Below are 22,014 nucleotides of genomic sequence, written 5' to 3'. Positions count from 1 at the left end.
AGGCCCTCTGCCTGTCTCCGGCCCGGTCTGTTGCATTACCGATAGCAGAGGTCACCCCCCCACGCAAAGGCATAGGCGCGGGAAAACAGGGGTCTGTGGGCCTCTGACGTCAGTTGTCGTAATAGCCCTGATAGTCCTTATAGCCCTTGCCATAGCCATAGCGGCGCATGCCGCGCAGATTGATCTGACCGAGCACAAGGCCGCTGACGCGGATGTTCACACTCTCCAGAGAGCGCAATCCTTCAGACACCTGCTGGCGGGAGGTTTCATCCCATTTCACGGTGTAGAGGATCGCATCCACCCATTGCCCGATCACCCGCGCATCCGGCACGGCGAGCACGGGCGGCGTGTCGATAATGACATAGTCATATTGCGCGCGCATGTCGCGCAACAGGTCCTTGAACCGCTGGGAGGAGAACACATCCGTGGCGTTGATGTTGGATTTCTCACCCGTCAGGATATCGGCGCCAAGCTGGTCATTATGGGTGATCGCCTCATCAAGCGTGACATCGCCCGCCAGCACCGCCAAGAGCCCGTGATCCTTGTCGATGGAGAAATATTCGCTGAACACCCGGCGGCGGATATCGCCCTCAACGAGCAGCACTTTCTTGCCCAGACCCGACAGGTTTTGTGCCAATGCGATGGATTGGGTTGTCTTGCCCTCCCCGGGGACCGACGAGGTGGACATGATGATCTGGGTCGTCTGATCCATATTCGACAGCAGCAGTGAGGTGCGCAGGTTGCGAATGGCCTCGGACGCGGCGGAGGTCGGCTTTTCGCTCAGATAGTCGAGCACGCCGCGCCGGTGCCGGGCTGGGATCTGCGGGATCTGCCCCATCACGGTGATGCCAGTATGGCTTTCCAGATCCTCTGCGGTGCGGAACGTGTTTTGCAACAATTCGCGGATGATCAACCCGGCAGAGGCCAACAGCCCGCCCATCACAAGGCTGATCATCATAAAGACCGAATGCCGCGGGGCGGACGGGCCCCCCGGGATCACCGCGCGCGACAGCACCCGGCTATCGGCCTGCTGGATGCCCTGCTGCACGCTGGTTTCCTTCAGGCGGTTGAGGAAAAACTCATAGATCAGGCGGCTGGCTTCGGCCTCCCGCTCCAATTGCTGCAAGGTCACAAGATCGGCCGATTGCCGGGTGATCTGGTTTTCCAGTTCCGCAATCGCAGTGGTCAGGGTCGCGATCTGCTGGCGCGCGCGGGCCTCTTCTTGGCTGATGCGGGTGCGGATCTGGTCGATGCGGGTCGCGATGGCGGCCTCCGCGCCCTCTTGCCCATTGGCCTGTGCGGTCAGCAACCGGTCAAAGGTGCGGTCTTCGGCGATGCGGGCAATCTCGGTCAGATCGTTCGTGCTGATCGCGGCATTCAGGGTGGTCAACTGCCCCTGTGCGGCCACCTGTGCTGCGCGGATATCGGTCAGGCGGTCGCGCTGTTCCTTGAGCTGGCGGTTCAGCAGCGACAGGGTTTCGGGGCTGATCAGATCGGTTTCGGCGTTGAAATCCTTGACCGCGCCCACGGCATTTTCAAGGGCGGCCTGCAATTCGCTGACCCGGCCAGACAGCCATTCGGTGGCCTGCTCGGTCGCCTGAAACTTTGCCTCCAACTGGTCAAGAATATAGAGATCCGCCAGCGTATTGGCGATCAGCGCGGATTTTTCCGGCGATTGGGTGACGGCGGTGATCTGGAACACATAGCTTTGGCGCACATTGGCGACCGAGATCGTGCCCAGCACGTTATTGACCACGCCATTCAGGATGGTCTCTTCGCTGACCGGCTCTGGATCGTCGTCACTGCCCAGAACCAGCCCGATCACCCCACCGATGGAAAAGCGGCTCGGCTCTTGCAGATAGCCGTTGAATTCCGGGTCGTCGATCAGGCCAAGCTCATCGACGAGTTTGCGGATCAGGCCGCGCGATTGCAGCACCTCAACTTCGGTGTTGATCGTCAACTGATCCCCGCCCAGCCCGGTGACGACACTCTCGATATCGACGACCTGTTCCTGACGGCTTTCCAGCATCACCACGGATGTGGCGGTGTAATAGGGGGTCGCGATCCGCAGCGTGTAATAGCCGCCAAGCGCGAGCCCGATCAGCGCGGCCAGCACAATCCAGAATTTGCCATTCCACAAGGTCTGGAGCAGAGCGGAAATATCCACTTCATCATCAGGCAATGTCGTTGGATTTTCCAAGTCACGCATGGGCGGCTCTGCTTTCGTCGTGTTTTACCGAAATATTTTGCGGCTTTTCCATATTACTGCCCTGAAATCAATGTCTCTTTGGCCGGGCGGGCCGTCCGTCAGGTATAAAATGTCGTGTTATCTATGGTACTTGCCTAAAGGGGGGCGAGTTCGGTAGTTTGGCCTGTGTTGAAAGTGGACCGGCGCGTATGAGGCCGCGGGAAAGGATATCGGACGATGACATTTCCGTCGCCCCTGAATTGGTCACGTCCAACGAAACGGCTGGTGTTTTTGTGCGCGGATACAGCGCTTGTTCCGATCAGCCTCTATCTCACTTTTTCGTTGCGATACGGGACTTTAACACCCTTTCCGATGGTTCAGTCCTCCTGGGCGCTGTTTATGGTGCTGACGATGGCCGCGCCGCTTTTGGTGATTGCCTACCGGACCCATCGAATCAAACTCATCACATTCGAGACCCGCGCGATCATGCAGGTGGGGATGATGGCGCTGTCGCTGGCGCTGGTGGCGGTGCTGACAAGCTATCTGCTGCAATTGTCCGGGCCGCGTTCGGTGCCGATGATTTTCGCCGCGATGTTTTTCCTCGGGGCTGTGTCGCTGCGCATTCTGGGGTTGCAGCTTTTGCTGTTGTGGGACTGGCGCGAAACCAAACGCCAGCCGGTGCTGGTCTATGGCGCGGGGGCGGCGGGCATCCAGCTGGCCTCTGCCCTGCGGCAGGCGCGGGAGGCACGGCCCGTGGCCTTTGTCGATGACAATCCGACATTGCACGGGCTGATGGTGGCAGGCCTGTCTGTTCATGCGCCCAAAGCCCTGCCGTCCCTGATTGCCCGGCACAAGATCGCGCGCATCCTGATCGCGATGCCCTCGGCCAGCACCGCGCGCCAGAAAGAGCTGATCGCAGCGCTTGCGCAACACGGGCCAGAGGTGCAGGTGCTGCCGTCTTATGTGAACATCATGAATGGCGAAACCGGGGGAGAGGCGCTGCGCACCGTCTCCCCGGATGAGCTTTTGGGCCGGGACAAGGTTGATCTCGATATCCCCGAGATCGCCAAGACCTATGCCGGGCGGGTGGTCATGGTCACCGGGGCGGGCGGGTCCATCGGATCGGAGCTGTGCCGCCAGTTGATCAACTGCAAGCCCGCGCGGATCGTGCTCTTTGAGCAGGGCGAGTTTCAGCTTTATTCCATTGACCGGGATCTGCGCCCACAGGCCGAAGCCGCGGGGATCGGGGTCACCACCCGGCTTGGCTCCATCACCAACAAGGCGCGCGTCACCGGCGTGATCGCGGAAGAAGGGGTGGAGATCATCCTCCATGCCGCGGCCTATAAGCATGTGCCGCTGGTGGAGGACAACGAGCTTGAGGGCGCGCGCAACAATGTGCTGGGCACGCAAGTGGTGGCCGAAGCCGCCTATGCCGCGGGGATCGAGCGGTTCATCCTCGTCTCCACCGATAAGGCGGTGCGCCCGACCAATGTGATGGGGGCCACCAAACGCATGGCCGAACTGGTGGTGCAGGATCTGCAAACCCGCTCCCAGACCACGAAATTTGCGATGGTGCGCTTTGGCAATGTGCTGGGCTCGTCAGGCTCCGTGTTGCCGCTCTTTCAAAAACAGATCGAAGCGGGCGGTCCGGTCACCGTCACCCATAAGGACGTGACGCGGTTTTTCATGACGATCCCGGAGGCCGCGCGTCTGGTGCTGCTGGCGGGGTCTTACGCGCGGGGCGGCGATGTGTTCGTGCTCGATATGGGCAAGCCGCGCCGGATCATCGACATCGCGCATCAGATGATCGCGCTCTCTGGCCTGTCGGTGAAAGACCCGGTGAGCGGGCAGGGCGATATCGAGGTCCGGGTGACCGGCCTGCGCCCGGGCGAAAAGCTCTATGAAGAATTGCTCATAGACGATGAGAGCCTGCGCCCCACCCCGCATCCCAAGATCCTGCGCGCCGAAGAGGCGATGCTGTCCCAGATCGAGATCGTGGCGATGATCCGCGATCTGCAAGGGGCCATCACCGAGGCCGACACCGCCCGCCTGCGCCGCCTCATCGAGGCCCGGGTCGAGGGCTATCATGTGCAGGAAATCCCTCAGCCGAGACTGGGATGATCGGACACCATGTCCAGCACTTAGGCGCTGGCGCGATGCAGTACATCGGAGATGACAGCAATGGTTTTGTGCATCTCATCCGCGGTTAGGGTTGGATGGACCAGAAACATTAAGCTCGTGTCCCCCAATTCCACGGCGACGGGCAGGCGCTGGGGCGGGCGTAGGCCAGTATCGTCAAATGCCTTTTCCAGATACATCTCCGAGCAGGAGCCCTGCATCGCGGGCACGCCCGCGCCACTGATCTCTGAAACGATACGGTCGCGGTCCCATCCGGGGGCGAGGTTTTCGGGGCGCACGAAGGCATAATATTTATACCATGCATGGCCGCATCCCGCGCCCGCATCGCATGTGCAGTCCGCACATCGTGGCTGGGGCACGCGGATAGGACCACTCGAGTTGGCAAATGGGGTGAGTGCCTGCGTGATAATGGCTGCATTGGCCGTGCGCGCGGCGTGCCACTCCGACATCCGCGCAAGCTGGATACGCCCGAGCACTGATTGCAATTCGGTCATGCGCCAATTGGTGCCGAAGCTTTCATGCAGCCAGCGAAAGCCGGGCGGGTGCTGGCGCGCGTACACGGCGTCCCAACTTTTGCCATGGTCCTTATAGGCCCACATTTTCTTCCACAGGGCCTCATCATCGCAGGTGACCATGCCGCCCTCGCCGCCGGTCGTCATGATCTTGTCCTGACAGAAAGACCACGCGGCCACATCGCCAAGGCTGCCCACCGGGCGGCCCTTGTAGGTGGCGCCATGGGCCTGTGCGCAATCTTCGATAAGGCGGATATCCCGGTCTCCGATCACGGCGCGGATCGCATCCATATCACAGGGCCAGCCTGCCAGATGCACACACAGGACCGCGCGGGTGTTATCGGTGATTGCGGCCTCCACCGCCTCTGGATCAAGGTTCTGGCTGTCGCGGTCCACATCCGCGAACACAGGCCGCGCACCGGCGGTCACGATGGAGGACGCAGACGCCATGAAGCTGCGCGGCGTCACGATCACCTCATCACTGGCATCGCCGCCATATTGTGCGCCGATGCCTAGCCCCTGAAACGCGAGATCGAGCGCCAGCGTACCATTGGCCAGAGCGATGGCGTGTTTCGTGCCTGCAAAGGTTGCAAACTCACGCTCGAATTCACGGCCTTCCTGCCCGGTCCAGTAATTGACCTTATTCGACAAAAGAACCCGAGAGACGGCATTGGCTTCTTCCTGCGTAAAGGAAGGCCAAGGGGAGAAGGGACCATTCAGCATGTCAAGGAAACCTCTATATCTCGCGTGCGGGCACGCCGCCCACACGGGTACCATCGCTCAGGTCTTTCACCACGGCAGCGCCCGCGCCGACCATCACATCCGCGCCGATCTTTATCCCGTTTCGCACGGCCGCGCCAATCCCGATCCAGGAGCGTGGCCCGACACGGACCCCCCCGCCCAACCGTGCACCAGGGGAGATATGGGCAAACGCCCCGATCTCACAATCATGATCAACACTGCACCCGGTGTTCAGGATCACCCCGCGCCCGATCCGGGCATCTGCGTTCACCACAACACCCGCTGCGATCAGCACGCCCTCTGCGATGGTGGCGGAGGGAGAAACAATAGCCGAAGGGTGGATCAGGCTCACCAACTTGCGTCCGGCGCAAGTGGCCTCCCGGGTGGCATTTGCCCCGATGGCGCAAAACACGTCCCCCCCCGTGATCTGATCAGGTGTGCCGATCACGCGCCATGCGCCGATCTGAGTATGGCCTGGATAACGGCCATCGGCAAAGCACACCGGGCCAAGACCCATGGCTTCGGCCACTTCGGCGGCCACCTTGCCATGTCCGCCCGCACCAATGATCGTCAGCCCGCTCATTTCGAACCCGTAAATTTCGGCATGGTTGCCTCGCCATCGGCAGAGATGCCGTCGCGTTTGAGCACCTTACGCACCGTCAGCCAGAGGATTTTGATGTCCAGCCAGATCGTGCGGTTTTCCACATACCAGATGTCGAGAGCAAATTTCTCATCCCAACTCAGCGCATTGCGGCCGTTGATCTGCGCCCAGCCTGTGATGCCGGGGCGCACATCCATCCGGCGGGCCTGCTCGGGGCTGTAGAGGGGCACATATTCCATCAGAAGGGGGCGCGGCCCCACAAGGCTCATCTCCCCTTTCAGGACGTTCCACAATTCCGGCAGTTCATCCAGCGAACTGGAGCGCAGTTTCGCGCCCAGAGGCGTGATCCGATCAGCGTCGGGCAGGGGCGTGCCATCGGGGCCGATCGCGTCGCGCATGGAGCGAAACTTGACCATCTCAAAAGGCTGCGCATTGCGGCCCGGGCGTACCTGCCTAAACAAGACCGGCTTGCCCATGTCACGCGCAATCTTCCACCACAGCAGGATTAGAACCGGCGAGAGCAGAATGAGCCCGGTGAGGCTGCCTATGATATCAAGAAGTCGCTTCATGTGGTGAGGTCCATATGAGAAATCATCTGCGCGTTCACCAAATCAACATCGTATTTTGCTAGCGCCATCTCATAGCTGGCTTGTCCCATCTGTGCCCGCAGATCCGGGTCTTGAGCAAGCTGTTCCATTGCCGCTTCAAGCCGGGGCACATCGCGCACGGGCACTAGAAGGCCAGTAACACCATTTTGTACCGTTTCCCGGCAACCCGGCGCATTCGTGGTGATCACGGCGCGGCCCATGGCCATTGCCTCCAGAACGGAGCGCGGCGTGCCCTCACGATAAGAGGGCAAAACATAAACGCTGGCTTGCGCGAGGTACGGGCGCACATCATGTGTTGGGCCAAGATATTCGAGCCCTGCCGCGCACCAGCCATCAAGCTCCTTTTGTGTGATCGCATCCAGCCCGTCATCCATATACCCCACCAACAAAAAGCGGGCTTCGGGCATTCTCGCCTTGAGCGCTACCGCCGCGTGGGCATATTCGCGGACGCCCTTTTCCCCCATCAAGCGTGAAATCATTAGGAAAACAGGGGTATTGGGCAGGGGTGCGCGGTCGAAATGGGCCATGTCCACGCCAGAGCCATTGGTCATACGCACCTTGCTGGGATCGCTCAGGCATCCTGATGCGATGAAATCATCCCGGTCATCGGGGTTTTGAAATATGACCCGCGCGTTATAGCGGGTTGCCTGCCGGTAAAGCTGCCGTCCGATGGCGCGAATGATCCGGCTTTTGAGTGGTCCCCCTTTGGCGGAGAACGCATAGCCTAGCCCGGTCACACAGGCGATAGACGGCACGCCCGCCCGTTTTGCGGCAAACGCGCCCCAGATATTAGGCTTGATCGTGTAACTCACGAGAAGATCGGGCGCAATTTCGCGTAACCGTGCTGTGAGTGTCCTGAGGGTATTGATATCTTCCGTCGGGCTGATCCCACGTCGTGAGAGCGGGATATCATAGCATGTTACGCCCCATTCGGTGAGTTGTGAGCGGGTCTGGGCGTCAAACTCAGGCGCAAGTGCACTGACCTGCACGCTCTGCGCGCGCAGGGCCTGAATGAGCGGACCACGAAAATTGATCAGGGATGGGGCAAAAGACACCAATATGGCAACGTGACGGGGTCTCATTCAACTGTCCGCTTATGCAAACGCAGTCGCGCGCGCAGTGCTGTGCGCTCATGTGCATAGCTGCGCGACATCGCGATCAACACCACCACCACAAAAGGAAGCACCATCCATTTCTGACGGGCTGCGAGGCCAAGATTGTAAGTGACATTGCCCAACAGCCACCAACTGATCACGGCATAGGACAACAGAACCATCTTGCCTGGCAGATCAGGGTCATGGCGAAAGCCCTTTCGAGCTTTCAGCAGGATCAGCAGCATAAATGTGACAAGGATCGTGTTCTCGATCCCGGCCACCAATGCGATTGCATTGCCTCCTTCAAAAATCAGCGGTCTGAACAGAAAGGCAAACAGTCGTGCGGGCCATACCATCTCGGACAGGATGATACTGGAGCCGCCCTCAATGATTTCCTGCCGACTTTCGATATATTGCGCAATATCGTTCAAGTCGCTGCCGATGTTGAATAAATCCATCAGTGCGGGCAACAAGAAGGCGACCAAAAGGACACTCAGAAAGGTAAATCCGATCTTTGCTATGAGACTCATCCGCCCAGTCAGTATGTTCCCGACCCCCAATGCGATCAGGAACATCAGTGCCATGTGTGGGCGTACCAATAGCATGATTGTTAAAGCTGAAAGCAGCAGCATCAGGTGCCGCGATGGGTTTTTAGCAAACCACAAGAGCATCCCGGTGGCGAGCATCATCAGAGAATCTTTGCTAATGGATGTGGTCCAAAAATGGAGGGAGGGCATAAAAATGAACACTATTGCGCAAAACTGGACAAACGGACCGCGGCTTTCTGCTAGTGTTCGGATTACCCTGTCTATCAGGATTAACCCGGCGCATGATAGTGCTGCGAATACTATATTGGTCCCCAGGTAGGACAGATCGAATAACTGAACAGGCAGGTAACCCAGCATGGAAATCGCGGGTGTGCCGATACCAAAGACGACATCGCCATCTCGGGCCGATGCGTAGTAAGTTGCAGAATCAACGCCTCCGCGGCTAGTAAATGATGTAAATATCAGACAGAAAAAGCTGTGATAGACATAAATCGCTGTACAACGAATTGTCGATGTCCCGATTTTCTGCCCTAGGAGCATTATCAAGAAACCCCCTAAGATCCAAATAGATGTTGATGTAATTACATCGCCAGGGGTATCAAAGAAATTTAACATACTTTCCCCAAATATTAATTGTCAAAACTGGATTTTAATTAATAAATTTTAATATTTTTTCCATGCCTGAAACATCAGCACGGTCCAAAGTTGGTGATGCCAGCGACGGCGGCCGGTTTTATGTTCTTGCCAGAGTGCGCGCACTGCCTTTGTATCAAGATAACCCGTGTGATTAAGCGCTTCCTCGCTCAGTAGGGTTTCGGCCCAGTCCCGGAGCGGTCCGCTCAACCAATGCTCGATTGGAACGCCAAAGCCCATTTTAGGCCGTTCAAACAGATCGCGCGGGATGTGGCGGGACAACACTTCGCGCAGTGGCCATTTTTGTTGGCCTTGGTTGATCTTCTGCTCCATGGGCATTGACCATGCATATTCAATGACCCTGTGATCCAGCAAAGGCACCCGCGCCTCAAGGCTAACAGCCATGCTCGCCCGGTCCACCTTGGTTAGGATATCTCCTGGCAGATAGGTGAGCGTGTCAAGATACATCATGACCTCGCGGTAATCGGCCAAGTCGGGCCATTCATCCGGTTGACTGAGAAGCGTTTCCGCTTCCACCGCCCCGCGCACAAGCTGCGACGGATTTTGAAACTGGGACACGAGCTCCCGGTAACATGCAGCCCCTTCAGAGTGGGACAGGATATCTCCCAGCTTGCGCAGACGGTCTCCAAGAGCCGGGTAGCGCAGCCGGCGGGGCATGGCCTGCATCATCACGTCAATCGTATGGGCTGGTACGTTGGCCAAGGATAGGGCAATGCCGCGTCGTACCGGCCCCGGCAACCCGCGCAGCCGCCGGTACAGATTATTGCCTTGTTTGTAGCGATTATAGCCGCAGAATAATTCATCTCCACCATCCCCCGATAGGCTGACGGTGACATGTTCACGCGTCATGCGCGATAACAGGAAGGTCGGAAGTTGAGAGGAATCCGCAAAGGGTTCATCATACATATGTGGCAGGTCCGGCACCACATCCAGCACATCCTGAGGAGAGACGTAGATCTCGGTATGCTCAGTGCCCAGATGGGCCGCGACTACCTTTGCGTGTTCTGCCTCGTTATAGCCTGGAACGTTGAAACCGATGGTGAATGTTTTGACCGGTTTGCTGGCTTGCGCCTGCATGAGGGCCACCACGAGGGAGGAATCGATACCGCCTGACAGGAACGCGCCAAGGGGGACATCCGCTTCCATCCTCAGGCCGACCGCGTCCATCAACAGCGCTTCGAGCCCGTCGATTGCCTCTGACGCCGAGCGTACGTGTCTGGGGGCTGTCGCGTGGTCTTTCAGCGCCCAATAGCACAGGGGCTCCTCAACACTGCCCTCCCGGATTTCAACCCAATGGGCCGGGGGCAGTTTGGCGATCCCGCGATAGATGCAATGGGGATCGGGCACATAGCCGTGCCGCAAATAGGAGGCTAAAACAGTGCGGTCAATTTCCCCCGTCCAACTGGGATGCACCGTCATGGCCTTCAGTTCTGACCCGAAAAGGAACGTGTTCCCCGATGTGCCGTAGAAGAGGGGTTTTTCGCCCGCACGGTCCCGTGCGAGGCTCAGCACCCGCTGTGATCTGTCCCAGACAGCAAAGGCAAACATCCCATTGAGGCGCGGTAATGTTCCTTCAACGCCCCAGACCTGAAGCGCGGCGAGCAGGGTTTCGGTGTCGGAATGGCCCCGCCATCCGGCGTCCCAGCCCGTGGCCATAACCTCCTGCCTCAGGGCCGCATGATTATAAATCTCTCCGTTGAACACCAGCACCAGCCGTCCATCGGCAGACATCATCGGCTGATGCCCTGCCTCACTCAGATCAAGGATGGCCAGCCGCCGGTGCGCCAGCACGATTCCGGCTTCCGTATCACTCCAAACGCCTGCACCATCGGGGCCACGATAGGCGATCTGTTTGGCCATATGCCGCGCCAGTGGCTCAGAAACTGCTGTCGCATGATTTATAAATCCGGTGATGCCGCACATTAGTGAACGTCCTTTGTTACGGATCGATACAAAGAGACATAGCGTTCCACCACCGCTTCTATTGAAAAATGAGTGACGATCCGCGCACGGGCGTGCTCTCCCCGCTCTTTCAATGCGGCGGGGGAGGTGGACAGCGCCTCCTGAAGGCAAAGGGCCAACTGCTGTGGGTCGCGGGGTGGGGCGACCCAGCCGGTATCGCTCACGATGCTACGTGCATCCCCCACATCGGTGGTCACGCAAGGCACAGCAGTAGCCATCGCCTCGCCAATCACATTGGGAAAGCCCTCAACCTGAGAAGACAAACAAAGAACATCAAACCCCTGCATGAGAGTTTGGATATCTGTACGCTGACCCAAAAACTTCACGCGGGCTGGATCGAAACCGGGGCGCTCCAGATCACGCCCGACCATCACGAGACAGGCCTTGTCAGCGAGGTGTTGGAGCATCCCAAACGCATCAAGCAGGTTGTCTGGATCCTTATCCGGATGCCTGCGTCCGACAAAGCCGATGATGCGCGTACCAGGTGCGATCCCCAGTTCGGCCCGCAACCGCGTTTTCTCTTCTGGATCCGGGTGCCAGACCGCTGTGTCGAACCCATTGGGCAGATAGTGCGCGTTCGTGTCTGAATATCCGATGCCTACATATTGCGGAATCGCTTTTTGCGCATTGTAGATTACCGCATCCGCAGAACGTGAGATCCGTGCGCCCAGTTTTGTGAGCGCCCGCGTGCTGGCTCTCATACTTTCTATACCTTCCAGAGTGCGTCTGATGTTCCAAATCAAAGCATGCTGGCCAGTGCACATTTTAGATTCAAGACTGGCCGCGATATTACCGTGGATCATCCACCCCTGAAGAATCCCGAAAGGGTGCTCTTTTACCGATTTATGCAACCTCCAAAGTGCTACCGGTGTCGGTCGCCCAGGCTGCATGTTGATGCAAGTCACCTGAATGCCCTGCTCTCGCAACAGGGGGCCATAGTGCCCCATATCAGTGAGGGAGATCACGCGGTTCTCAAACGGTCCCTCCAGCCCATTGGTGAGCAAGTTGAACAAGGCACGCTCGGCCCCGCCCACATTCAGGCCTGTTATGATATGGGTGACGAAGCTCATTTGGCGATCAGCCCCCAGCATTTAGTTTTTTTTGCAGTATACCGCTTAGGATGTTTTTTAGTGTGGTGCGATCCTCAGTCTCCAAAACGAAAATCCACCCTGTACCCGAAATAACCAAAACCCCTGATATCAGGACCAGTTTGGATGACATCCCACTAAATACGGCTTCTGCATATATGGCTACCAATCCAACTCCCATTGTTATGACAAAAATAGATATAATCTGGCCATATTGCCATGGCATCTTATAGCTGCGCTGCGCCAACCAAGAAGCAAGCAGAGCTTTAACGATATGGCCGGCCAGAACCCCCAATCCAACGCCAAGCAATCCATAGATTGGCGCAAGCAACCATATGCCGCTCAGGGTTACGATAATCATCAGGGTATAGGAGTAAATGGTCAGATAGCTACGCTTGGATAGGGTAATCCCTATCTCCGTGATCCAACTGGTCGCCTGCACCACCAGCCCAAACACCAGCGGGAACACCACCACAGATGCGGTAGCATATTTGTCTGTCGCAAGCAGGGTGATCAGGAAATCTGAGATCAGGGTTAGGGTCAGCGCGCCAACACAGGTGATAATTGCAAAAAGCTTCAAAACCAAATTATAGGTTTGTGCAGCATCTGCTTGTTTATAAAGCGAAAGGGAAAATGGACCCCAAGCGGTTTGAAACGCACTTACGATCAGGCCAATCAGCAGGGCAATCTTTGTCGCGACGGCATAAAGGCCCAACTGCTCTGTCCCAAGGAGTGTATCGGTAAGCATTCGTTCCAATGTGGGGGACAATGCCCCTACGACACAAATAATACCAAATGGAATCGCAAACGGCAGCATTTCTCGAAGGAATTTAAAATTTTGTGGCCGCACTAGCCATTTTTTGATCAGCACCAGACCGAGGATGCCAAATACTACACTGTTGATCAGGCTGGCGATCAAGACGCCCGTAACTTCCACTTCGTAGCCATAAAGCGCGATCAAAAGTAGGCCAGCCTGCCCCGCAGTGAATCCCACGGACATGATCAGAAACTTCGTCCGCTCGAAGGTCCATTTCAGCAGGCCTTGGGAAAAGCTGATCAATACCATGAAGGGCAGGTGCAATAGCACGATCCGGAAAAGGGTCGTGCGATCCGGCGCGTCGACCATGAAACCAGTGATCCAGTCCGCAGCAAACCACAAAACAGGTAGAAACCCGACAATGCCCGCCATCTGGAAGGCCAAAGACTGAGAGATCAGCTGCTGACGATCCCGCGTGTCCTCATATTCGTAGTAATAGCGGGCAACCGCACTGTCCTGCCCGAAAACAAACAGAATCGTCAGAAAAACGATCAGGACCATGAAGAAATCGAGCACCCCATATTCCGCCACCGTGAAATGCCGCACCAGCAAGGGTAGGGTGATGAGCGCAAATGCCTTACTCAATGCCGCGGCCCCGCCATAGAGTACGGAATCTTTGAACAGGAATGCCAACCGGCCCTCTTGGCTGAGATGTTCTGGTGTCTTTGACATGGCTTATGCGGCGCCCTTGTCTGTTTTGACACTAGATTTCAAAATGGCTAGCCACTCTTTCGCCAGAGCCAACCCGTTACGAGTGTTGAACCATGTTCGGGATGCCTCTCCGATCTGGCGCGCCTGTACCGGGTCATTGGTGATAGACAGAAGATGGGCCAAAACATCGTCTTTGGTTCTGACCTTCAGAAGCGGTGGAACAGGATAGCCATATTGCTGCTCGAAGGCGTCATCCTCATAGAGATACCCTTGTATCAGCGGCTTACCGGCCGCCAGCGTTTCCCAGCCAGTGCCGCCCCAGATGATTTTCTCCGAATAGAACTCTCCGATCCCGGCATCACACCATGACAGGATAAGTGCGATATCCTTCCGCGCCATGGTGGGCAGCCACAGGACATTGTCTTCAATACCTAGTTGTGTGCAGAGCGCCTTGGACGCTGGGGCGTCTTTCCCATAGTCAAAGGTGATCAAAAGCGGTGATCTGTCCTTTCGCTTTTCCAACAGCGCCGCAAAGGCTTCAAAAACCCAATGATTGTTTTTGCTGGTCTTTGAGTGTTCTTGCGGCGTCATCCCCTTCAGATGTTGCCAGAGATGGCGCGCATGGGACACGAAGGCCACATCATGTTGGCGGATCCGCTCATGGACCGACTGCAAATGGGCGGGGATATCTGCTGGGATGTCCTCCAGATTATAGAACATGGGCAGCGCGAGTGTTTTTCCTTCACGCCCGATGTCTTCTTTAAATGTCTGCAGTGAGGCTTCGCCATCTGGTGAGACAAGCAGTTTTGTCTTTTTGAGCGCTTGTATCTGCCGTTTGCGGCAAAGCTGATAGAAGGGATATGTTGCCCAAAAAGCCAGTTTGGATCGACCAGTGCTCACCTGCTCATCGACACAACCAACCCCTTCCACACCTGTGGAATAGGGGTAAAATATGGTGAGATCCCGACCTGCTTTCGCAAAAATGGCAGGCGCGTAGCCAGAGCCTATCAAGACATCATAGCTTGAGAGCAGCCGCTCAATTTCTTTAGATGCACCGTGTTTTGGTGGCTTGTAAACGACGGCATGTGGGATCTTTTTCACTTTGGCCGCCCAATACATCGCATAAAAAGCGATACGCGCAATCACGTTCCCTCCTAAAACATCGGACATGTGATTGTGGATAGGCGTTCTGGTGATATGGGCGTCGTATTTTTCGGGAAAATGCGTATCGGATGTATGCGCAAAATGCGCCGCAGCAAACCGCCCGTCTTCCTCATAGAGGAACAGATGTGCATCCACGCCCAGATCGCGAAAATACCTCAACATGGCAAAGTTGTTGTTGTTCATATTGCCGATCAGGGCGACTTTCATGGCAACACCTTGCGAAGTGTCTCGGGCGAGGGGAAGTTGACCAAAACCCCCATCCCCTTCTTTTGAAATACGACCGATGCGCCAAGGGCTACGGCAGAGGCGCCACCCTCATGCACCGCTTTTGCGATATCAACAGGGCCAGCAGCGCCGCCATGGGCGATCACGGGGATTGATACGGCGCTGTTGATCTCCTGAATGAGGGGAATGTCAAAGCCGCTCCATGTCCCTTCACGGTCCACCGCTGTCACCAGCAATTCACCCGCGCCAAGCTCCTCCATCTGCCGGGCCCAGTCGACGGGGGTGGTGGATTGCCAGCGTTTTCCGCCATGGGAGACAAGCTGCATTCCCTTCCACAAGTGTTTTTTCACATCCACCGACACCACGACCGCCTGCGCGCCATAGACATTGGCGATCTCGGTGATCAGGGCAGGGTTGGCATAGGCCGCGGTGTTGAGGATGATTTTCTCAAATCCCGTGTCAAACACCCGCTTGGCCATCTCTAGGCTGTCGATCCCACCGCCATAGCTCAAGGGCATGAAGCATTCGGTCGCGATATCGCGCAGCACGTCGAAATCCGGGCCAGAGCGGGTGCGCGCGGCCTTGATATCGAGAAAGCTCAGTTCATCGACCTCCAATTCGTTGAAGATGCGCACCGTATTGGCCGGGTCTCCGATATACTGGTATTTCCCGAAGCGTTCGGTTTTCACCAGGCTTTTGCCATGCAGCAGCAGGGCCGGGATGACGCGGGTTCTCAGCATGGGACCTCCGCAAATCCTTTCAGGAGGGCCATGCCGAATTTATGGCTCTTCTCCGGGTGAAACTGCGCGCCATAGATGTTGCCGCGATGAAGGCCCGCATCGAAATCCAGCCCGTAATGACAGCGCAGCATCACATCCGCCGGATCGTCGGCTTTGACGTAATAGGAATGCACGAAATAAAACCGCGGCTCGGGGGGCAGGGGGGTGGTCAGGGCCGTGGGATGGGTCACGCTGACTTCGTTCCAGCCCATATGCGGCACTTTCAGCCCCTGCACACGGGGAAAGCGCACGGTGTCCGCCGGGATCAGATCAAGCCCCTTGGCGCCCGGGCTTTCTGCGCTGGAGCGGGTGAGAAGCTGCATGCCAAGGCAGATGCCCATGAAGGGGATCTGCTCCTCCAGCGCCTTGGCGCGCAGCACCTCGCGCAGGCCAAGCGCGTCGATCCGGTCCATCGCGGCACCAAATGCCCCCACACCGGGCAGCATGATTTTGCGCGCCTGCCCGATGGAGCGCAGGTCAGAGGCGACCTCGCTTTGCACCCCGATGCGGCGGAACATGTTGATCAGTGAGCCGATATTGCCCATGCCATAATCGACGATGGTGACAACATTTGAGGAGGCCATGGCTCAGCCCTCCGTCTTGGTTGGGAAACAGTATTTCAGATAGAAGGAGCGCGGCACCAGATTGGCATCCGCGAGCACCTTGAACACCGGGCGCATCCGCTCAAACCGCTGTTTATAGGTCGGGAATTCGTGCCAGGATTTCGGCGGCTCCGCCATGATCGAGGCATATTCGTTTTCCGACAGGCCAAGGCGCTTTTGGAAATAGGTGACCAGCTCTTCTTCGATATGGGGCGGCTCGTTATATTTCGCCCATGCCTCCGCGCGGTCCATCTTGCCATTGCGCACCAATGCCGACAGCGTGTTGTTGCGCAGGTCAGACTCGAATTTTTGCGGCATATAGACGGAGTGATAAAACGCCGTCATCCGGTTCTCCAGATGATGCCCACCGTAATATTGCCAGCCATATTCCCGCTCCAACAGCGCGCGGGCGTCTTCCTTGTTATAGTCGAGATACCAGAATGGGCGGATGTTCTTGATCCGTGCGACGATAGTCCAAAATAGGAACCTATTAAAAGTCATCAATGGATAGGACGATGCTGACATCGTGCCAAACATCTTATGGATAGAGGAGATATATTTCCCGTCGAAATAGTTGCGACCCACTGGCGTAATTCCTTCAGTGACGAAGGAACTACCCTCCATCACATAGCGCACTTTATATTGCCATGCTGCCCGGTACATTGTTTCACGTAAGGCAAGATCGGTAGAACCTTCGATCTCAGCCACGGAGGCGCGGAAGAAGGACAGAAAAATGTCATCGGCTTCCTCATTATTCACCACGTGGGTGTATAGATCCACATTTAAGGGAAGCAAAACCTTTGCGATATTCTGTGTGGCAATTGCGGAATTCCATGTGTTGTCATAGTGAACTGCAAGCGGGCGCAGACCCCAATCCGTCACCGCCTTATGTACAAGGTAGGAACTGTCCGTGCCGCCAGAGACGCCGATGATGCAATCGTATTTCTTGCCCCGCCCGGCCGCCTTGATCTCATCCAAAAGGCGCTCGAATTCCGCAGCACCCTCGGGCCGTCCGGTATTGTAATCCTCGACCAGACCATCAAGCTGGCGGCAGTAATTGCACACGCCCGCTGCATCAAAGGAGATCATCGGCACGCGATCATCATAGATGCAGCGCGTGCACACGCGGCGGGTCGGGTCGAGGTCATAGCCAAGCGTCATTGGTCAGCGTCCTTTGGTGCATCAGAAGCGATAAGCCGCGCCGGGCAGCCCGCGAGTTTCGAGCCCGCCGGAAAGCTGCGATTGACGAAGCTTTGCGCGCCCACCACGCAGCCATCGCCAAGGGTCACGCCCTTGGCCACCACCACATTGGGCGCGAGATAACAGTTATTTCCGATCACGGTGGGGGCATGGGTGGCCGGCTCTTGCCCGCCGGATATGGCCCAATTCACCGTATCATGGGTATAGATCTGCACCCCCGCAGAGATCGAACAATGGCTGCCGATCCGCAATCCGCCGCCCGATCCGTCCAGCACCGTGAAAGGGCCGATCCATGTATTCTGCCCCACCGTGACATCGCCAAACACATGGGCGCTGTCATAGATGCTCGTGCCCTCCCCAAAACCGAGCGCGCGTGCCTTTTCCCAGCGATCCGAGATGTAATCGCCAAAGGGCAGCACCCGGTTGAACTGAGATTGCATCTCAGCCCGTCGGTCTCTCAGAAAAGCTAACAATGTGGGGAGGAACAGGCTCATATTGTATGCCCTTGGTGTTTTCTCATCCAAGGAGCCAGCCGGCGGCTTAGCAGCTGATCATCATATCGGGATTGATGACCATCAATGATACCAGCCATAGTTTCATCGAAGGATTTGCCTTTTAAAATATTTCCGACCTTGGGCAACCATCTGGAATTCGAGGCTGTCCAGTCTCGCACCAGAAGACGTCCATCCCCGCAAGAGACCAGAAACTCCCCGGTCAAAAACACTGTCTGGATTGCACCCGGCTCGGCGCTCACCACATCATCAAAAACCTGACAGCGCCAGAGCCGTAAATCCATATCACCAATAGACGTTTGTAGGCCGGGATATGGTCGGGTCAGAGCTCGAGCATGACGAGCAATAGTTCTAGCAGGCAGGTTCCAATCAACCCAGCCATCCTGTGGGCGCCGTTGCGGCAAATAACGTGCCATACCGTTTTGAGGCCGCGCCGTATCGAACATCGCCGGATTGTTTAAAACCTCACAGACCATATCTGCGGTGGCTATCGACGCGCGATAATATGAGACAACAATGTCATCCTGCTCTTCGTAGAAAAAAGATTGCTCCGCGATTACATCGCCTTCATCCACTCCGGGTGTGATCCGGAATAGGGCAATGCTGAACTGACGGCATCCCAGTATGAGGGCCCAGTTCTGAGGAGAACGCCCACGCCCACCTTGAATGCCATCCGGGCTGCCATGGCTGCCCAACGCCCCTAAAGGCGCCATTTCAATCAGCCATTTCGGGATAAGCCGTTGCCACCCAGCCACCCAAATCAGATCGAAATCCAGCTTATCAAACAGCAGGCGATCTCCTTGTTGGGAAAGCGTGTAACTCTGTACAAGATATGCGGGCAGATCATTCTTCGTGCAGAACGAGCGGATATCAACATATCCACTGATAGCCGTAGGATCGGCCTGATCAGGGTGTAGCCCGACAAGCCCAACCACATCATTCGTCTGACTTAGCACCGCCTGAACAGCATCAAGCCCAGTGGATACTGTACACAAGATCAGAATACGGAGAGGACGATGTGTGGTCATGACTGGGCGCCTTGTTCTGCCAAAGCCTCTAAACCAGCGACGAACGCGGCTTGCAGGCTGGCTATGTTACCTTGATTGCCAGACAAGATTGCATGATCAGTCTCCTCAAGGGGGATGCCTGCCTGATTAAGGGATCGCAACAACCCCGCGGCGGCAATCCCATGATACCCAGCAAGCCAAAGGGATGGTAAGCGCGCGGCCTCCTCTCCAGCAAGGATTGCTTCAATCTTATCGATGTTAAGGGGCAACCCGGTTCTATTGATCCGGTTGCCTCGGCGCAAAAGGGCCTGATATCCATCCCAGCAGTCCCTGATACGCTGGTCCATAATCTGACACAGCTTTTCAGCAGGTTCTGCATCTGTTGCGTGCCACCATTCAGGATGCGTCAGCACCTGCAACCGGTCATGGCCTGCTGCAAGAATCGCGTCCCATGTACGGTGAATCCAATAGCCGTTGGAATCAGAAGTATATTCACAAGCATCCTGTAAGATCCCCGCATAAGCATTGCGCAGTCCAGCGTAATGGGAGGCACGGCAGCTCATCGTAAAAGGTGTTGTATTATGAAACGAGAACATCTTGATTTTAGCTGGGCCAGCATCATCTACCAAAAGGCGGCTGAGTATATCAGCTTCCCAGATCAGCGCATCATCCATCTGGGTATCATCGTTGATTTGGTGATAGGCCGCATCGAAATGCAGACCAATGTCGTGACCAAGTGCCCGAATTTCTTGTAAAAGCGCACGGGTCCCGGCCTCAAAAGGGCTGTAGAACTCGCCTGTTAGTAGGACCGTGTATGTCGCGCGCACCCCCAGATCAGCCTCAATCCGCGCTGTTTCCAGAGCCTGCTGAGGAGACATATCAATGTCATGTCGCAAGAGGGCAAACCGCGGTGGCAGGGCCGGTGCGTCTAATACTTCAAACCCGAGACAGGGGTAGGCTGCCGCGGTGCGGGCAACAAAACCACGATAAGCATCCAGCGTCATATCGCTGGTCTGGGGATGGGTGAGTGCTTGCACTGTCATGATATAGCCTCCATCCATTGGTTGACGTTCAGCAGCGACCAGATCAGCAGGCGGCGGTTCTGCTCCCCGTTCAGGTGATCCTGGACCAGCCCGGTCGTGGCCTCGTAATCCAGAAGGTCATAGATCGGGGCGCGTTTGTTGAGCAGACGGTCGCGGACAAAATCAATGCTATCGCCCTTGAACCAGCTTGCATCCGGGGAGGAAAAGCCCTGTTTCGCGGCCTTGGTGATGGTGTCGGGGATATATTTGCCCATCATGTCGCGCAGGATCTGCTTTCCGTCATTGGTTTTCTGGAAATATTTGCCGCGCTTGTCGCCAGGGTCGTTTTCGTTGATGCGCACGACCTCCGCGAGGTTGTTGAGCTTCAGATCGACCGGGCAGCGCATCGCGAACTCGACCAGATCATTGTCCATGAACGGCACGCGCGTTTCCAAGGAATGCGCCATCGACAGCTTATCCTCGACGACAAACAGACCATGCAGGAAGGTCTTTGCCTCGAAATAGAGCGACTGGTTGATATAATCCTCGGGTGTCTCAGGCACGCCCTCATGCGCCTTCAGCACGTCGCGGAAAATGTCGCGGGTCCAGACATTTTCCACATCCCCTTTGATCGGGGCGAACATGCGGTGCAGGTCCTTATTGTCCGCCAGCCGCTGCCAGAAACCGTAATACTGATCGACATAATCGTCGAAATCATTGCACACGACCGCGCGGTAATAGCGCCATGGATAGCCGCCGAACAATTCATCGCCGCCCGCGCCCGACATCACCACCTTGACGAATTTCGACGCCAACTGGGCGGCATAGAAATTCGGGTAGGATTGGCCGACGCGCGGCTCCTCCAGATGATAGGCGAGCCGCGGCAGGCACCGCTCCATATCGCCCGCTTTCAGCACCATCTCGTAATGCTCGGTGCGGAACCGGGCCGACATCGCCTCCGCCGCGACCCGCTCGTCAAAGGCAAGCTCGATGCCCGAGGCGGAGCTTAGGTCAAACCCGCAGGTGAATGTCTTGAGGTCAGGAATGGATTGCGCCGCCACTGCCGTGATGGAGCCAGAATCCATGCCCCCCGACAGATACGATCCCAACTCCACATCCGTGACCAATTGCCGGTTTACCGCTTGCGCGAACAGCCGGTCCAATTCCTCGATATATTCGCGGCGGTCGGCCTTTTCGGTGGGGTTGGTGAAGTTGAAATCCCAGTATTGGGTGGATTTCAGACGCGGCGTATCCTCGCGCGTGTCCAGCACCGCATAATGGCCTGCGGGCATCAGGGTGATGCCTTTGACCAGCGTGCGGTTGGTAAAGAGGTTCTGGAACGTGAAATATTCCAAGAGCGCCTCACGGTCCACGGTGACGGAGGCACCGGGACGGGCCAGAATGGCCTTTTGCTCAGAGCCGAAGGTCAGGCCTTCGGGCGTCTCAGCGATATAGAGCGGCTTGATCCCGTAGCGGTCCCGCGCCAGCGTCAGCGTCTTGTCGGTGCGGTCCCAGATCGCGAAGGCGAACATGCCATTGAGCCGGTCAAGCGCCTTTACCCCCCACGCCGCCCATGCGGTGAGCAGAACCTCGCTGTCGGATTGGGAGCGGAAGGGATACCCCAGCGCCTCCAATTCGGTGCGCAATTCGCGGAAATTGTAGATCTCCCCGTTATAGCTCAGCACATAGCGGTTATCATGGCTCATCATTGGCTGATGGGCGAGGGGCGACAGATCAATGATCGCGAGGCGGCGATGGCCGAAGCCAACGCCCTCCTCGATCCAGTGGCCTTCCCCATCCGGCCCGCGATGCGCGATGGCATCGGTCATGGCCTGCAAAACAGGAGGAGCCACGGGGGCGCCTTTGTAATTCACGATCCCGGCGATGCCACACATGGCGG

Annotated in this window: 18 protein-coding genes; 1 reads left to right on the top strand and 17 read right to left on the bottom strand. The window is 56.9% G+C overall.

The window, feature by feature from the left end; translation table 11 throughout:
* Window positions 1–109: 109 nt before the first annotated feature.
* Window positions 110–2,209 carry a GumC family protein gene (locus FHS89_RS02810; protein ID WP_184008246.1) on the bottom strand — a complete coding sequence of 700 codons (2,100 nt, stop codon included), beginning with the start codon at window positions 2,207–2,209 and terminating at the stop codon, window positions 110–112.
* Between the two features lie 351 nt (window positions 2,210–2,560).
* Between FHS89_RS02810 and FHS89_RS02805 the strand changes: the two genes are divergently transcribed.
* Complete coding sequence (locus FHS89_RS02805; protein ID WP_246413521.1) at window positions 2,561–4,309, top strand: polysaccharide biosynthesis protein; 1,749 nt, start codon at window positions 2,561–2,563, stop codon at window positions 4,307–4,309.
* Window positions 4,310–4,329: 20 nt separating this feature from the next.
* Here the strand turns inward: FHS89_RS02805 and FHS89_RS02800 are convergent, their stop codons facing one another.
* The 16 genes from FHS89_RS02800 to asnB (FHS89_RS02725) form a co-directional block, all read right to left on the bottom strand.
* On the bottom strand, window positions 4,330–5,562 hold the full coding sequence (locus FHS89_RS02800) for a DegT/DnrJ/EryC1/StrS family aminotransferase (protein WP_184008242.1): 1,233 nt from the start codon (window positions 5,560–5,562) through the stop codon (window positions 4,330–4,332).
* Between the two features lie 13 nt (window positions 5,563–5,575).
* On the bottom strand, window positions 5,576–6,163 hold the full coding sequence (locus tag FHS89_RS02795; RefSeq protein WP_184008240.1) for an acetyltransferase: 588 nt from the start codon (window positions 6,161–6,163) through the stop codon (window positions 5,576–5,578).
* The gene (locus FHS89_RS02790) at window positions 6,160–6,750 is read right to left on the bottom strand and encodes a sugar transferase (protein ID WP_184008238.1); all 591 of its coding nucleotides are present in this window, start codon (window positions 6,748–6,750) and stop codon (window positions 6,160–6,162) included. The genes FHS89_RS02795 and FHS89_RS02790 overlap by 4 nt, the downstream gene beginning before the upstream one ends.
* Window positions 6,747–7,871 (bottom strand): glycosyltransferase family 4 protein, encoded by a 1,125-nt coding sequence (locus FHS89_RS02785; protein ID WP_184008236.1) that lies wholly within the window; start codon window positions 7,869–7,871, stop codon window positions 6,747–6,749. The genes FHS89_RS02790 and FHS89_RS02785 overlap by 4 nt, the downstream gene beginning before the upstream one ends.
* Window positions 7,868–8,572 carry a hypothetical protein gene (locus tag FHS89_RS02780; RefSeq protein WP_184008234.1) on the bottom strand — a complete coding sequence of 235 codons (705 nt, stop codon included), beginning with the start codon at window positions 8,570–8,572 and terminating at the stop codon, window positions 7,868–7,870. Before FHS89_RS02780 ends, FHS89_RS02785 begins: the two co-directional genes overlap by 4 nt.
* A gap of 522 nt (window positions 8,573–9,094) precedes the next feature.
* Window positions 9,095–11,008: an asparagine synthase (glutamine-hydrolyzing) gene (gene asnB, locus FHS89_RS02775; protein ID WP_184008233.1), complete on the bottom strand. Its 1,914-nt coding sequence runs from the start codon at window positions 11,006–11,008 to the stop codon at window positions 9,095–9,097.
* The gene (locus FHS89_RS02770; RefSeq protein ID WP_184008231.1) at window positions 11,008–12,117 is read right to left on the bottom strand and encodes a glycosyltransferase; all 1,110 of its coding nucleotides are present in this window, start codon (window positions 12,115–12,117) and stop codon (window positions 11,008–11,010) included. The genes asnB (FHS89_RS02775) and FHS89_RS02770 overlap by 1 nt, the downstream gene beginning before the upstream one ends.
* A gap of 7 nt (window positions 12,118–12,124) precedes the next feature.
* Window positions 12,125–13,624: a lipopolysaccharide biosynthesis protein gene (locus FHS89_RS02765; RefSeq protein ID WP_184008229.1), complete on the bottom strand. Its 1,500-nt coding sequence runs from the start codon at window positions 13,622–13,624 to the stop codon at window positions 12,125–12,127.
* A gap of 3 nt (window positions 13,625–13,627) precedes the next feature.
* Complete coding sequence (locus FHS89_RS02760) at window positions 13,628–14,974, bottom strand: glycosyltransferase family protein (protein WP_184008226.1); 1,347 nt, start codon at window positions 14,972–14,974, stop codon at window positions 13,628–13,630.
* A complete protein-coding gene (locus tag FHS89_RS02755) occupies window positions 14,971–15,732 on the bottom strand; it encodes an AglZ/HisF2 family acetamidino modification protein (protein WP_184008224.1) in 762 nt (253 codons plus the stop codon). The genes FHS89_RS02760 and FHS89_RS02755 overlap by 4 nt, the downstream gene beginning before the upstream one ends.
* A complete protein-coding gene (hisH, locus tag FHS89_RS02750) occupies window positions 15,726–16,355 on the bottom strand; it encodes an imidazole glycerol phosphate synthase subunit HisH (protein WP_184008222.1) in 630 nt (209 codons plus the stop codon). Before hisH ends, FHS89_RS02755 begins: the two co-directional genes overlap by 7 nt.
* Before the next feature lie 3 nt (window positions 16,356–16,358).
* Window positions 16,359–17,534: an N-acetyl sugar amidotransferase gene (locus FHS89_RS02745; protein ID WP_184008220.1), complete on the bottom strand. Its 1,176-nt coding sequence runs from the start codon at window positions 17,532–17,534 to the stop codon at window positions 16,359–16,361.
* Complete coding sequence (locus FHS89_RS02740; RefSeq protein WP_184008218.1) at window positions 17,531–18,067, bottom strand: acyltransferase; 537 nt, start codon at window positions 18,065–18,067, stop codon at window positions 17,531–17,533. The genes FHS89_RS02745 and FHS89_RS02740 overlap by 4 nt, the downstream gene beginning before the upstream one ends.
* Window positions 18,064–19,113 carry a methionyl-tRNA formyltransferase gene (locus FHS89_RS02735; protein ID WP_184008216.1) on the bottom strand — a complete coding sequence of 350 codons (1,050 nt, stop codon included), beginning with the start codon at window positions 19,111–19,113 and terminating at the stop codon, window positions 18,064–18,066. Before FHS89_RS02735 ends, FHS89_RS02740 begins: the two co-directional genes overlap by 4 nt.
* On the bottom strand, window positions 19,110–20,135 hold the full coding sequence (locus tag FHS89_RS02730; protein ID WP_184008214.1) for a hypothetical protein: 1,026 nt from the start codon (window positions 20,133–20,135) through the stop codon (window positions 19,110–19,112). The genes FHS89_RS02735 and FHS89_RS02730 overlap by 4 nt, the downstream gene beginning before the upstream one ends.
* Window positions 20,132–22,009, bottom strand: a complete 1,878-nt coding sequence (asnB, locus tag FHS89_RS02725) for an asparagine synthase (glutamine-hydrolyzing) (protein ID WP_184008212.1) — start codon at window positions 22,007–22,009, stop codon at window positions 20,132–20,134. The genes FHS89_RS02730 and asnB (FHS89_RS02725) overlap by 4 nt, the downstream gene beginning before the upstream one ends.
* Window positions 22,010–22,014 lie beyond the last annotated feature (5 nt).

This window comes from Rubricella aquisinus (assembly GCF_014199445.1).
GTDB lineage: Bacteria > Pseudomonadota > Alphaproteobacteria > Rhodobacterales > Rhodobacteraceae > Rubricella > Rubricella aquisinus.
Note: the sequence above shows the minus strand (reverse complement) of the source record. Positions and strands in the feature narration are given on the sequence as shown.